12 protein-coding genes are annotated in these 14,525 nt (G+C 29.6%); 2 read left to right on the top strand and 10 right to left on the bottom strand.

Going from position 1 to position 14,525, the window contains the following annotated elements; translation table 11 throughout:
* Nucleotides 1-108 precede the first annotated feature (108 nt).
* Entirely contained in the window at nucleotides 109-624 is a 516-nt protein-coding gene (locus EQ921_RS09170) for a matrixin family metalloprotease (protein ID WP_164875615.1), read from the top strand.
* 38 nt (nucleotides 625-662) lie between these two features.
* On the opposite strand, the gene trxA is transcribed toward EQ921_RS09170, so the two are convergent.
* The 7 genes from trxA to EQ921_RS09135 all read right to left on the bottom strand — a co-directional run bounded on the left by trxA (nucleotide 663) and on the right by EQ921_RS09135 (nucleotide 9,684).
* Nucleotides 663-1,154 carry a thioredoxin gene (gene trxA, locus EQ921_RS09165; protein ID WP_164875614.1) on the bottom strand — a complete coding sequence of 164 codons (492 nt, stop codon included), beginning with the start codon at nucleotides 1,152-1,154 and terminating at the stop codon, nucleotides 663-665.
* A 109-nt stretch (nucleotides 1,155-1,263) separates the two neighbouring features.
* Entirely contained in the window at nucleotides 1,264-1,959 is a 696-nt protein-coding gene (locus EQ921_RS09160) for an aspartate/glutamate racemase family protein (protein WP_128331419.1), read from the bottom strand.
* Between the two features lie 58 nt (nucleotides 1,960-2,017).
* A complete protein-coding gene (locus EQ921_RS09155; protein ID WP_128331418.1) occupies nucleotides 2,018-3,655 on the bottom strand; it encodes a hypothetical protein in 1,638 nt (545 codons plus the stop codon).
* Nucleotides 3,656-6,274: a valine--tRNA ligase gene (locus tag EQ921_RS09150; RefSeq protein ID WP_128331417.1), complete on the bottom strand. Its 2,619-nt coding sequence runs from the start codon at nucleotides 6,272-6,274 to the stop codon at nucleotides 3,656-3,658.
* 185 nt (nucleotides 6,275-6,459) lie between these two features.
* A complete protein-coding gene (locus tag EQ921_RS09145) occupies nucleotides 6,460-7,716 on the bottom strand; it encodes an ABC transporter permease (RefSeq protein WP_128331416.1) in 1,257 nt (418 codons plus the stop codon).
* Between the two features lie 30 nt (nucleotides 7,717-7,746).
* Nucleotides 7,747-8,979 carry an ABC transporter permease gene (locus EQ921_RS09140; RefSeq protein ID WP_128152529.1) on the bottom strand — a complete coding sequence of 411 codons (1,233 nt, stop codon included), beginning with the start codon at nucleotides 8,977-8,979 and terminating at the stop codon, nucleotides 7,747-7,749.
* Between the two features lie 9 nt (nucleotides 8,980-8,988).
* A complete protein-coding gene (locus EQ921_RS09135) occupies nucleotides 8,989-9,684 on the bottom strand; it encodes an ABC transporter ATP-binding protein (RefSeq protein ID WP_128152530.1) in 696 nt (231 codons plus the stop codon).
* Nucleotides 9,685-9,778: 94 nt separating this feature from the next.
* On the opposite strand from EQ921_RS09135, the gene EQ921_RS09130 reads away from it, so the two are divergent.
* Entirely contained in the window at nucleotides 9,779-10,168 is a 390-nt protein-coding gene (locus EQ921_RS09130) for a group III truncated hemoglobin (protein WP_128152531.1), read from the top strand.
* A 92-nt stretch (nucleotides 10,169-10,260) separates the two neighbouring features.
* Here the strand turns inward: EQ921_RS09130 and fabD are convergent, their stop codons facing one another.
* Genes fabD through bshC form a run of 3 tightly spaced genes read right to left on the bottom strand, consistent with a single transcriptional unit; the run spans nucleotide 10,261 to nucleotide 14,426 of the window.
* A complete protein-coding gene (gene fabD / locus EQ921_RS09125; RefSeq protein WP_128152532.1) occupies nucleotides 10,261-11,151 on the bottom strand; it encodes an ACP S-malonyltransferase in 891 nt (296 codons plus the stop codon).
* Between the two features lie 30 nt (nucleotides 11,152-11,181).
* Complete coding sequence (locus EQ921_RS09120; RefSeq protein WP_128152533.1) at nucleotides 11,182-12,795, bottom strand: LysM peptidoglycan-binding domain-containing protein; 1,614 nt, start codon at nucleotides 12,793-12,795, stop codon at nucleotides 11,182-11,184.
* Nucleotides 12,796-12,836: 41 nt separating this feature from the next.
* Nucleotides 12,837-14,426, bottom strand: a complete 1,590-nt coding sequence (bshC, locus tag EQ921_RS09115) for a bacillithiol biosynthesis cysteine-adding enzyme BshC (protein ID WP_164875613.1) — start codon at nucleotides 14,424-14,426, stop codon at nucleotides 12,837-12,839.
* Nucleotides 14,427-14,525 lie beyond the last annotated feature (99 nt).

The following is a 14,525-nucleotide window of genomic DNA, read 5'->3' as shown; positions in this document are numbered from 1 at the left end:
ATGGTTAACTGTAAAAAGTATTTAATTTTTTTTAAATTTTTATTTATTGTTTTTATTTATTCATTAGTAAACCAATGTAAAAGTATAGATAGTAACAAAGTAATTATATTGCAGCCATTTGAAAAATTTTCAGATGATGAACTCAATAAACTTTATAAGCAATTTACCGGCATATCTTCCAAAGTCTATATAAATCCGTCTATACCATTACCAAAAAATGCATATAATCAAAAACGAAATAGATATAGAGCAGATTCTCTTATAAAATTTCTTAGGGGAAGAGTAAAGAATGATACAGTCATTATTGGAATTACTAATAAAGATATTAGTACAAGCAAAGGTAAAATAAATGATTGGGGGGTCATGGGGTTGGGTTATAGACCCGGAAAATCTTGTATAGTATCTACCTATCGTTTAAATAAAAAGCAATTATCTGAGCAATTATATAAGGTTACAGCCCATGAATTTGGTCATACTCAAGGCTTAGATCATTGTCCGGATAAATCATGTATTATGAGGGATGCTGAAGGAAGAAATCCGTTAAATGAAGAAAATGAATTTTGTCCTAAGTGCAAATCTTATTTAATTAATAAAGGATTTTTTGCTGTAACTGAAAAAAAATAGTAATTGTATAAACTAAAATATTTCTTGATTCATACAGATTATTCTTTTTTATTATTTAGTAAAATTTCTTCAATTAAACGTTGAAAATCTTCTTTAGGCATAGCTCCCTGCGCCATCTGAGGTTCACTCTCCATAGGAATAAATAAAATAGAAGGAATACTTCTGATTCCAAACATAGCGGCTAATTCACGTTCAGATTCGGTATCAACTTTATAAATATAAATTTCATCTTCATACTCTTTTGCAAGTTCTTCGAGCATAGGGGCTATCATTTTACACGGGCCACACCAATCAGCATAGAAATCAATAATAGCCGGTTTATCACCTAAATATTTCCATACCTCCGGATTACTTTTATAATCCATAATTTTTTTTGCAAAATCTTCAATTGTTAAAGGTATGGTTTTCATGGTTTTATAATTTGATTTTTTAGTTGATGCTGATTCAGTATATTTTGAATTAGATAATATCAATAAAATTACTAAAGTAAAGAGGCTATATATAAGTAACCGGGTATTTTTTAATTTCATTTTATAAAGTAATATTGATATTTAAATGATGTTATACTAATTAAGAAGCTAACTTATGATTATTTTTTTAGATCTCAAAATGATATATATATATATGATAATAAATAAATCAATTAATTAAAGCTTGCTTTGCTGCATATTTTGCATGTAATTCTGCAGTTTTAAAAAGAGGTAATTGAATTTGATCTTGTTGTAGCAAAAGTTCAAGCTCTGTACATCCCAATATAACTCCTTGAATATTTTCCTGCTCAACGGCTTTGTTTATAATATTGATTAACATACTTTCCGATGAATGTAAAAACTTACCAAGACATAATTCATTGTAGATAATATCATTAACTAAGTCAATTTCCTCTTGCCAGGGTATTACAATATTAATTCCATTTTTTATGTACTCCTCTTTATAAAAAGTCTGTTCCATAGTATATTTTGTACCTAACAATAAAAGTTTATTTAAATTTAATTCTTTTAGCTGAGCTAACACCGGTTCAGCAATATGGATTAAAGGGACACTGACAGATTTTTGTATTTGTGAAAAGACTTTATGCATAGTGTTTGTGGCTATAATAATAAAATCAGCTCCCGCTCTTTCAAGATTTTGGGCTACCTGACAGAGAAAATTACCGGCCTCATCCCATTTGTTTTCAGACTGAAACTTTTCAATAACGTCGAAATCTACACTATATAAAACAATTTGAGCAGAATGAAAACCACCGGCCAGTTCTTTAATCTCCTGATTAATAATTTTATAATATTCTGCTGTGGATTCCCAACTCATTCCACCAATAAGACCAATGGTTTTCATTTTGTTATTATTTTATGCTAATATATTTAATTTAGAATAAATAAATTATTTTAGATAATTATTTTTCAAGTTTAGTGAAATGAGCATTTTGAGTTAATTGATTCTTATTAAATTCTTTTAAAGAATTTTTTAAATATTCAATATCATTGAGCTCTGTACTTGTACTAAAAATATAAACACATGCTCCACCTGTAGTACCACTGATTGCTAATTTTCCTATGTAACGAACTCTATGATTAATTTCCCAATATCCTATCTCAACCCAGTCTTTATATAAATCATCAGAAAACCATTTTTTATAAATAAATGCTGCCTTTACATTATTTTTTTTAATTTCATTGATAATGACAGGATTAATATTTTTAGATTTATTTTTTTTTGCTAAAGCTATTTGGGTATTGCCTAAACCATAAATGTCAACTATATGAGTATTATTAGATAAATATGAAGGATAGCCTATGTCATTTATTGCAACACTTTTATTAGGATAATATTTCTGAATAAATAGAGCAGTTTGATATTGTTGATTATGTATTTCTTCAGCTCCAATTATTATTTTTTCATGATTGATTAAACTTCTTTTGGTAAAAAAACAAGAAGGATAAATTAATAAGATAAATAATGAGAAATATAACAATTGATGTTTAAATGATAGATTTTTTGATTTAATACAGGCTTGTTGTATAGAATAAAATAATATGCATAATATACTTGGAAATAAAAAAGCTTCATACCTATTCAGCCAACCAAATTTTGAATACATTACATGCAAAATTATGCCTATTGATAATATTATAATAATCTTTAATATATTTTTTTTCAGCTTGAGTTGTACTAAAAATGAAAATGTTAAAACGAATATAAAACATATAAGAAGTTGTCTTGATGCAATATCCTTAATATAGTATAGGAGTATATTTTTATAAGGTAGAAGTTTATAAAAAACAACAGAATTAGAAAGACTTGTTTTAATGATAACTGAATAAGGGAAAAAAGTACCTCCATTGTATATAAAGTATAATCCAAAAAGGGAAATTGATAATATTGAACATAAAACCCCAATGATAGAGATTCTGAATTTTTTAGAAAAAAATAAAATTAAATTTCCTCCAATAATTATAAATAAGCCCTCATATCTGGATATAGGTAATAGAAAACTAATGAGATAGTATAAATAAATTATTTTTTTAGATTGATTGTTATTGATTAAAATTTCCCAAATTAAAAGTAAATAAAAAAGGGTTAGGAAAGCATGAATTATATGCTCCATAGCAATTATCGTTAAACCGGGAAGTGGAGTCCATATTATTATGGAAATCAACAACAGGCTCAAAAGTATATAAGATAATTTATCTTTAAAATAGTACCATGCTAAATAAATAGTAGATAAAGAAAATAATATATTTAATATAAGAGGTATATAAGAATTATTTCCAAAAATAAATAAAAATAATGATAATATGACTGTAAATAAAGGAGAAGATGAAGCTGAGCTAAATTCATTAGAATTAATACCCCATACGCCATGTTCAGCAATATTTTTAGCTATAGCTAGGTGAATATAAGAATCATCTAATGGATAAGTAAAATTATTATTTACATATCCCAGTATTGACTGATATAAATTACATAATAGAAAAAAATAAAGAACTATAGATAAAATTAATATTGTACTTTTAATTATTTTAGAATTCATCTATAAATTTTTTAATTTAGTTTCTAAAATTTCAATTTTTTCTAAAGTATCGGATTGTTTTTTTCTTTCCATTTCAACTACTTTCTCAGGAGCACTTGTAACAAATTTTTCATTGTTAAGCTTGGCATTTACACTTTTTAAGAAACCTTGAAAATAATTAATTTCTTCTTTTAATTTTTCTTTTTCTGCTTCTAGATCCAGACTTTCGGCAAATGGAATCGAAAATTCGTCTTTTCCAACAAGAAAACTAAATACAGGAATTTCTAAAGTGTTATAAGTATGAATGGTAGAAATATTGGCCAATTTTTTTATTGAATTTGTATTTTGCAACTCATAACTTGTTTTTATATAAAGTTCAACTGAATCTTTAGGAGATATTCCTTTACCGGATCTGAAATTCCTAATAGAGGTTACTATTTCTTTTGTAGTCTCAAAATTTATTATGCAGGATATGTCAAAATCGGTGGCTACCGGATATTCTGATACTATTAAACTTTCCTGTGTTTTTCTTTCATTAAGATTCTGCCATATTTCTTCTGTCAAGAAAGGCATATAAGGATGTAGTAATTTTAATAAATCCTCTAAAATAGATACAGTTTGCTGATAAGTTTCTGCGTCAATTGATTCACCATAAGTTGGTTTTATTACTTCCAGATACCAGGAGCAGTAGTCATCCCATATAAGTTTATATATAGACATTAATGCATCTGAGATTCTATACTTATCAAAATCCTGGTTTATTTGATGAATAGTTTGTGCTATCTTATTTTTAATCCAGGATATAGCTTCTAAACTTTCTGCAGGAGATTTTTTTGTATGGTCTACATCCCATGATTTTACCAACCGGAATGAGTTCCATATTTTGTTAGCAAAATTTCTACCTTGTGTGCATAAATCTTCATCAAACATTAAATCATTACCTGCTGAAGAACTTAATAAAACTCCCACACGTACTCCATCTGCACCATAGGTTTCGATTAAATCAAGAGGATCCGGCGAATTTCCTAGCTGTTTGGACATTTTTCTTCGTTGCTTATCTCTTACTATTCCTGTAAAATAAACATTGGAAAAAGGGCGTTCATTGCGAAATGCATATCCAGCCATAACCATTCGGGCAACCCAGAAAAATATAATATCCGGACCTGTCACTAAATCTTGTGTAGGATAATAATAATTAATTTCTTTATTTTCTGGTTCATTAATACCATTAAATACGGAAATAGGCCATAACCATGAGGAAAACCAGGTGTCTAAAACATCTTCCTCTTGCTTTAAATCTTCAAGTACAAGAGAAGGGATCTTTTGTTGGGCCAAGGTTAGAGCTGCCTCAATAGTTTCTGCAACTACATATTCATTTTCTCCTTTTCCATAATAATAAGCTGGTATTCTGTGTCCCCACCAAAGTTGTCTGGAAATGTTCCAGTCATGAATATCTTCCAGCCAGTGTTTGTATGTATTTTTAAATTTATCAGGGTATAATTTTAGTTCATCATCCAGTACAGTTTTTAAGGCAGGCTCAGCAAAATCTTTCATTTTCATAAACCACTGTATTGAAATTTTAGGCTCTATAACAGCTCCCGTTCTCTCTGAAGTACCCACTTTATTGATGTGTTCTTCTTCTTTTTCCAACAAGTCAAGATTTTTTAATTCTTTAACTATTTCTTTACGTACTGTGAAACGATCTTTACCCTTATAATTAAGCCCTAATTCATTTAAAGTGGCATCGTCATTGAATATATCTATGGTTTGAAGCTTATGTTTTTTTCCTAAGTTATAATCATTTACATCATGAGCAGGGGTTATTTTTAAAACTCCTGTACCAAATTCAATATCAACATATTCATCTTCAATAACCGGAATTTCTCTTCCACATATGGGTATAATGACTTTTTTACCTTTAAGAAATGAATATCTCTCATCCTGAGGGTTTATACATATGGCAGAGTCACCGAATATGGTCTCGGGGCGGGTAGTAGCAACTACAACATACTTGTTTTCTCCTGCAATTTTATATCTAAGAAAAAATAGCTTTCCATTCTGTTCTTTGTGAATAACTTCTTCATCAGAAATGTTGGTTTTAGCTTCAGGATCCCAATTAATCATTTTATGTCCCTTATAGATGTACCCACGATTATATAAATCAACAAAACATTTGATTACAGAATCATACAAATCATCATCTAATGTGAATTTTGTTCTTTCCCAATCACAGGAACATCCTAGCTTTTTTAATTGTTCCAGAATAATACCTCCATGTTTGTTGGTCCATTCCCAAGCATGTTCAAGAAATTTTTCTCTTCCTATGTCAAATTTACTAATACCTTCTTCTTTTAGCTTATTTACCACTTTGGCCTCTGTAGCAATGGAAGCATGGTCTGTGCCAGGTACCCAGCAGGCATTATAACCTAACATCCGGGCTCTTCTGATGAGAACATCCTGAGTTGTGTTGTTAAGCATATGCCCCATGTGAAGTACTCCTGTAACGTTAGGAGGAGGAATAACAATAGTATAGGGTTTTTTATCGTTGGGTTCCGAATGAAAAAAATTGTTTTCAATCCAGAATTTATACCAATGATTTTCTACTTCTTTAGGTGAATATTTTGCAGCTATTTCTGACATGGATTTATTTTATTTTTGAGAATAATGCAAAGATAATATTTTAGGTTGTTTTTGGAAGCATTTAAATTCCAAATACAACTAATTAGAAAGTATATATTATCTTTTCTTTTATAATAAGAAAGATTGAGTATTTATTAACTTAATTTTAAATTATTAAATTCCTAAAAAGACTTAAAACTTGATATTTATTCTGAACGCAAAGCTTCAATAGGTTTTACCTGTACAGCTTTTTGAGCAGGTATTAACCCGATAATTAGTCCTAAGGTAACCATCAGGCAAAGTGCTGCAAAAACATTCCATAAATTTACGGTTGGATTGTAAAAAGGAAACGCTTTTGGATCATCTACTAATGTTGTAACCAGCATTAAGCACAATACTCCTCCAATAAAGCCGATTACACCTGAGAAAACAGTTAAAAATACACTTTCAATAAGTATTTGTTCTTTAATTTCTCTGGGTTTAGCACCCAAGGCCCTACGGATACCTATTTCAAGAGTTCGTTCTTTTACGGTTATAAGTAATATGTTGGAAATAGCAATAACACCGGCTAAAATAGTTAGCCCGCCTACTATCCAGGTAAGTATTTGCATTCCGGAAAGAAAACCGGTAAGCTTACCATATTCTTCAGCAAAATTAAAGCCTCCGAAAGCTAATTCATCGGTTGGAGATACATTATTTCTTTCTTTTAAAATACTTTTTACTTTTTTTTCAACATCTTTTACATTATACTGAGGTTTGATGGAAATAATCATCCAACCTATTTTATCTCCCTGATTGTATAAACTTTGAAAAGTGTCAAAAGATATATATATAGTTGATTCATTAGACATTGTAGCCGCTGAAATTTTATATACTCCGATAACCTGAAAGTAAATCCCGCTAATTTTAATATTTTTACCTATAGGATCTTCATTATTTTTAAATAATTGCTCTGCAACCTCTTTTCCTATAACAGCAACTTTTCTTTTCTGATTAATATCATCCTGATTAATGAATCTTCCTTTAATTAAATCTTTTTTTTCAACTTTAGAAACGATGGGATAGTCTCCATAAACAGTATAAACTTTAGTAATATTACCTCTGGAAACACTGCTGGGTTCTGTACCAAACATTCCACTTACATTTCTGGGGGCTATGAAATCAATTTCCGGTATTTCTTGTTTTAAAGCTTGAACATCTTTTAAGCGGATACTCATTTCCCGGCCTTTAGGATATCCTTTATAGGCTTCTCCAGTATTCGCCGCCCATATAAACATACTGTTAGTAGCAAATCCTTCAAATATGCGGTTGAAACCGTTTTCAACTCCTTTTGCAGCACCCAGTAAAAAAACGTAAAGAAACATACCCCAGGCAACCCCAATCATGGTAAGAATAGTTCGCAATTTATTTTTACTTAGAGAATAATATATCTCGCTCCAGGTTTCTTTCTCAAAAATTAACATTTTAATACATTTAAATAAGGTTTAAGCATATTATTCAGATCTTAATGCTTCTATAGGTTTAATTTTGGCTGCTTTCTTAGCGGGAATAAATCCTGCAATTGCACCAAAAAAAATAAGACAAATCGTAGCGGTAATAATAGTGCTCCAGTTTACAGAAGGATTTAATATAAAATATCTATCAAATTTATTCCCGATTAAGTTCAGTGTTAGTACACCCAGACCTACTCCGGCAAAACCAGAGATTATAGTTATAAATATAGATTCTTGTAATATTAATCCTACAATGCTGGATGGACGCGCACCTAAAGCTTTTCTTATACCTATTTCTTTTGTTCTTTCCTTAACAATAAAAACCATAATATTACTTATACCTATGATACCAGCTATAATAGTTCCAAACCCAATGAAAAGTACCAGAACGGTAATTACGGTCAATATTGCAAAAGTGTTGCCCATTGCCTCAGCCGTGTTTCGTAAATATAAGCCGGATTTGTCAGTAGGTGAGATTTTTAATTTGGCTCTTAAGTCCCTGTCAATGTTTTTTCCTAATTCTATAGCCCTTTTTGGATCCATAGTAGGAGTATAAGAAATATCGATTTGTTTGATTGTATCAGAATTTTTATCATTTAACTGCATGGTGGTAAGGGGAGTATAAATAATCCTTTCTTCAGCATCACCTCCTTCATCAGTATAAGTTCCTATGACTCGATAATTTATTCCGGCAATGGATATATATTTTCCTAAAGCATTTTCTCTCTTAAACAAATCTCTTTCAACCAATCGACCGATAACTGCAAATTTATTTCTGCTGTCCATATCATTTTTCGTTATAAATCTGCCGGCAGTTAGGGTAACTTTTTCAATATATTGTTTGTCCGGGTATGTTCCCTGAACAGTATAGTAACCGGTTTCTTTACCAAAAACTATAGGAGTGTTTGGTTTTGAAAATTGTGAAGTTTTATATTCTAAATTTTTTCCGTGTTCTTTATCAATTAAATCTAAATCTTCGTTTTTAAGTGTAATGGTTCGGTTTTCCTGTAAACCCAGAAAGGCTTCAGAAGCTTTACCCGGCTTAAAAGTGATTACATTGCTGGCCCTATTAATAAACTGCTCCATAAACCCATTTTGAAGACCGTTTCCCATGCCAAACAATATTATGAAAATAAATAAACCTAAGGTAATAGTAAAACCGGAAAGGAAAGTTCTGAGTTTATTTTGACTAATTGAATAAAATATTTCCTGCCAACGCTCTAAATCAAACATAATTCTTGTTTATTTTAAAACTTCTTGTTCAATGATTTCATCACTTTCAATAACTCCGTCTTTTAGGAAAACAATTCTTTTACATTGCTTTGCTACTTCAGGCTCATGTGTTACTATCAGGATAGTTTTGCCTTCATTATTAATTTGCTGAAAAAACTTCATTACATCGTAAGTAGTCTGGCTATCCAGAGCTCCGGTAGGTTCGTCAGCAAGAATTACTTTAGGGTGAGTAACAAGAGCCCTAGCTATAGCAACCCGTTGTTTTTGTCCACCTGAAAGCTCATTAGGCATATGATCTGCACGATCATTTAATCCTACCTGAGTAAGGTATTCCATTGCTATTTTATTTCTTTTAGATTTTTTAATTTTTTGGTAATATAAGGGTAAAGCAACGTTTTCAAGTGCATTTTTAAATCCTATCAGATTAAAAGACTGGAATACAAAACCTAAAAACTTATTTCGATAATCTGCGGCTTTATTTTCACTGATAGTATTACCTATATTTACTCCGTCTAAAATATAGTCTCCGGAATCTGCATAATCAAGAATTCCTAATATATTAAGTAATGTTGATTTACCAGAACCTGAAGAGCCCATTATTGCGACCATTTCACCTTCTGCTATTTCCAAATTTATTCCTTTGAGTACATGTAGTTTATTGTGGCCAATGTCGTAATATTTTTGGATATTTTTTAATGAAATCATGATCTTCTGTTAACTTGCTAATTGTATAAGTATTGATTAATTTATAATTGTTACATTTAAAAGATCTAAATTAGTCATTTTATAGTAAGGATTTATGAAAAATGATATTGAGGGAATAAATGATATCAAACAAATGGTTGATACTTTTTACAGTAAAATAAGAAAAGATGATTTGTTAAAAGATATTTTTGAAAATATAATCCAAGATAACTGGACATCTCATCTGGAGAAGATGTACCGATTTTGGCAGACAGTAATTTTAAAAGAACATACGTATTATGGTAGTCCGTTTGCTCCTCATAGTACTATGCCTGTAACAAAAATACATTTTGATCGCTGGATAGATATTTTTATAAAAAATATAGATGAACAATTTTCTGGTATTAATGCCGATGAGACTAAAAAGAGAGCTGTAAGTATGGCTAATTTATTTAATTCAAAATTGGAATATTACAGGCAGAACAATAACAAACCTATAATGTAGAAAAAATTCTCATGATAATTTTTGATAAGAGCATATAAGAAAAAAAATCGGAATTTTTTCCGATTTTAATTTTTATGTATACGAACTAATATTTAATTTGAAGAAAGTGAAGATACTTCTACAGACTCATCAATTTTTTTAATTAGTCCTTGTAATACTTTTCCAGGACCTGTTTCAATAAAAACAGAACAATCATCATCAATCATATTTTTAACTGTCTGAGTCCAATTTACAGGAGAAGTCAATTGTTTAATCAAATTTAGTCTTATTTCATCAATATTTTTTACAGCAGAGCTGGTTGCATTTTGATAAATAGGAACGCTAGGATGATTAAATTTTGTATTGTTTATAGCAGAAGCTAAGCGATCTTGTGCACTTTGCATAAGGGGAGAATGGAAGGCACCGCTTACAGGTAAAAGAAGAGCTCTTCTTGCTCCTTTTTCAGTAAGTATTTCACAAGCTTCTTTTACAGCCTCAGTATGTCCGGAAATAACCAGTTGTCCTGGACAGTTATAATTTGCTGGAACTACCAGATGATTTTCGGAAGAAATTTCTTTACATACAATTTCTACAATTTCATCAGATAAGCCTATTATAGCAGCCATAGAAGATGGATTTTCTTCACAGGCTTCCTGCATTGCCAACGCTCTTTCATATACCAATTTTAACCCATTGTCAAAAGAAAGTACACCATTACCTACCAAGGCAGAAAACTCTCCAAGAGAGTGTCCGGCTACCATTTCTGTCCGGGCATTTTCAATTACTTTAGCTGCTGCTATTGAATGAATGAAAATAGCTGGCTGAGTAACTTTTGTTTGCATTAATTGCTCTTTAGTTCCATTAAACATAATATCCAGAATATTAAATCCTAAGATATCATTAGCAGAGTTCATCATTTCTTTAATGTCAGACCTGCTGTCATATAAATCTTTCCCCATTCCGGGAAATTGAGATCCCTGTCCGGGAAATATTAATGAATTCATTTAGTATTCGTATGTTTTATAATTTAGTTGTTATTTTAAAAGTTGTATAATTCTGGCACCCTGATTGGCCCAAGCTCCATTCTTTTTAACCCTTATAAAGGAATATTTGTTGCTAAGTTGTTTTCCTTCTGTTTTCATGGCAGAATTTGACAAACTTCCCTTAGAATCCATGCGGCTTATAATATCATAAGTCACATCAAAACCAGCAACAGCATATTTTCCTGGAATAGTACAGAATTTTTTCTTATAGATGTTAATTGTTTTTTGTTCATTAAAACCGTATTCGTTTACATAATTAGTATCAGAATATATAAGCCCTAAATCTAATAATTTATCCATATATTTTTTATCATCAAATAATGAAGAATAAAAAAGAGAAATTGGTTGAACCTGATCTCTGTCAAATTCAATCAAATGATCCAAATAGTTTTGAGTTAAGCTATTTTGATCGGAAACTAAGATTGTGTAAAACTTATTGTATTCATCTGTAACTAAATTTTGAACAGGTTTTATATCATCAACATTTTTAGTAAGAATAATCTCGGCTTTACTTTTTTTATTTAGAATATAGGATTTAAAAAATGCTGCTGTTTGATTATGATCATCATCATAAACGATATAGACTTTTTCGTTATCGTATTTTTTAAGCATTTCATTAACCAATTTTTCTGCAAGTATTTGTTCTTTTGTATCATACAGAATTAAATTATCGTAAGTATCTAAATCGTCACTGGAAGTAAAAGGAGAAACAATCGGTATTTTGTTCAAAACGTCTGCTGCCTGTTTTAAGCTAGATTTAAACAGTGGACCAATAATCAGGTGAGTATTGGAAAAGTCATAAGTAGAAAGACTATTTTGAAATTTGGTGTCATTTCCACTATCAAGTATTTCAAGATTAATTTTTTTCCCTTTATGAGTTAGAGAGTCTAAAGCTAGCCTTACTCCAGAATAAAATTGGGTTGAGATTTCCTTTTCTTTTAAAAAACCTGTGGTATCCGGGTAAAAAGGTAAAAATAGCACAATGTTCAAAGCATCTTTTGTTATACCAGGTTTATTTTCGTCAACCGTGGTATCAGGGACAGTACTGCTGATAATTTCAGTTTCTGTAGTTTCCTGAATATCTTGTTTATTTTTTGTTTTGTTTTTTTCTTTATCTTTTTTAGTAGTAGATTTATCAGAGTCGGAATTACTACTAGCTATAGCCGGAACTTTTAAAATCTCACCAATTTTAGGACCTTTTTCATCCATATTCGGATTGAGCTTTCTCAGATTTTCAACCGTTGTACCGTATTTTTTACTTAATCTATATAAAGTTTCTTTAGGTTCAACTGTTATAAAAATATAATCAGATGAATTCTCTTCAGTTTTGATGGCATTATTAGAAGTAATAACTTCTTTAACAGGTTTTGAAGGTTTGGTCGTTTCAATTATAGTGTTTTTATCCGGGATGATCAAAGTTTCTCCTATTTGAGGAACTCTGGTATTCAGCTGTGGGTTAGCTTTTCTAAGATCATCGATCGTTACATTATATTTTTTACTAAGACCATATAATGTTTCTTTAGGTTCAACTACATGTTTTTTTTGCTGAGCAATAAAAAATGAGCTAATAAAAAATGTTAACAATATTATAAAATACTTTTTCATTTTATTAGAATACTTTGATGCAAATGTAATTAAATATTTAATTATAAGGTAGATAAATTTATAACTGATTCATATTCAGATATTTCATTGTATAGAAGTTTAATAAAATCGTCTCCATATACGGCAAAATATTCTGAAAAATTAACTCTTCTTTCTTGCCAGTTCTCAGCAGGAAATAGTTCAGAATATAACTGTTCAAAATTTTTAATTAGATCATGATACTTTCGTCTTTCAGCTTTGTAAAAGCGTTTATTTATTTTATTTAATCCGTTTAATTGCTTTTTTTGTTGTGCAAGAATCATATTCTTCCATGAATCATCAGTTTTAGAAGATTCAAGAAGTAAATCGTTGAAAATAGTTGCTAATCGTTCTTCATATTTATTAAAATCAAATTTTTCTTTTGAATTTTGACACACAAGATTTTTGATTATTTTTTCTTTTGGTAAGAATAATTTTTCACTATCTAATTGATATTTATCTAATTTTTCTTTTTGATTTTCTGTTATTAAGAGAAATGAATTTCTGGGAATCAATATAGGGTAGGGCAGATCCTGATGATCAAAGTAATTTTTTAATTCCAGCCAATAGGCAACTTCGGCATTCCCTCCAACATAAGCCACATTTGGTAAAATAAGTTCTTGATAAACAGGGCGCAAAAGTGCATTAGGACTAAATCTTTCAGGGAAGTTTTCAAGTTCTTTTAAAATTTCCTCTTGTGTAAAATTTTTACAGGTACCTAATATATAATACTTTCCATTTGTTTCATCAATTCTATTACGTTGTTGATTTAAGTGATAAAAGAAGTTAATTTTTCTTGGGTTTACTTGTATTTTATAATCTGACTTGATATCCTGAATGGTTTCTGTAACTAGTTGGTAAGATTTTTTTTCAACAATATCATCCTTAACAAAAGATGAAAAAAGCGATTTCAGTGATTTATTATTACCATCAATAGATAACAAACCGTAGTTTTTAAATAATTCGTGCACAAGAACCCGGGTAGCATCAACTAGATTTTCTTCAATAAAATATGATTTTTCAATAATTTCTCTTAACTCTTTTCCTTTAGGAAAATATTTAAGTTCATTATAAAATTCTGTTAGTGTGTTTTTAAAGTTGGAATTATTAATTGAAATTTCACCTACAAAATCATTATAATCTCCATTCCACTCAATTTTTTTATTTTTAAAATAAAAATGATTTATTTCTTTAAAATCATGATCTTCAGTTGCCATCCAAAAAATGGGTACAAAAAATAATTCAGATTGTTGCCTGTTCATACTTTCACAAAGCTTTATAACCTGTAATATTTTATAAATAAAATATAAGGGCCCTGTCATTAAATTAAGTTGATGACCAGTTGTAATTGTGACGGTATTTTCTAATGATAACTTATGAAGATTGTTTTTTTGTATCTCTGTTAAATCAATTTTTTTATATTGATTGAGAAGTTCTGTAACTAAAACTTTTCTGTGTTTATATTTTTCAACTTTTTCTTTACCTTGTAAAATTAAATTTTCAAAGCTTAGATTTTTATCATAAAGCGAAGAAACAGAGTTATTCCCTTGTAGGTAATCTTTGATTAATGGGGAAACTCCCGATATGTTAGTTAGATTAATTGACTTTCTCACAAAACAAATTTACATTAAAATCTCAGCGTTTTTTAAAATTTACATAGTTTTAAAATGATGAGTATTAAATAATATGATTAACTTTCTTTTCATTAACTT

Origin of the sequence: Apibacter sp. HY039 (assembly GCF_004023655.1) — a bacterium.
Lineage (GTDB): Bacteria > Bacteroidota > Bacteroidia > Flavobacteriales > Weeksellaceae > Apibacter > Apibacter raozihei.
Note: the sequence above shows the minus strand (reverse complement) of the source record. Positions and strands in the feature narration are given on the sequence as shown.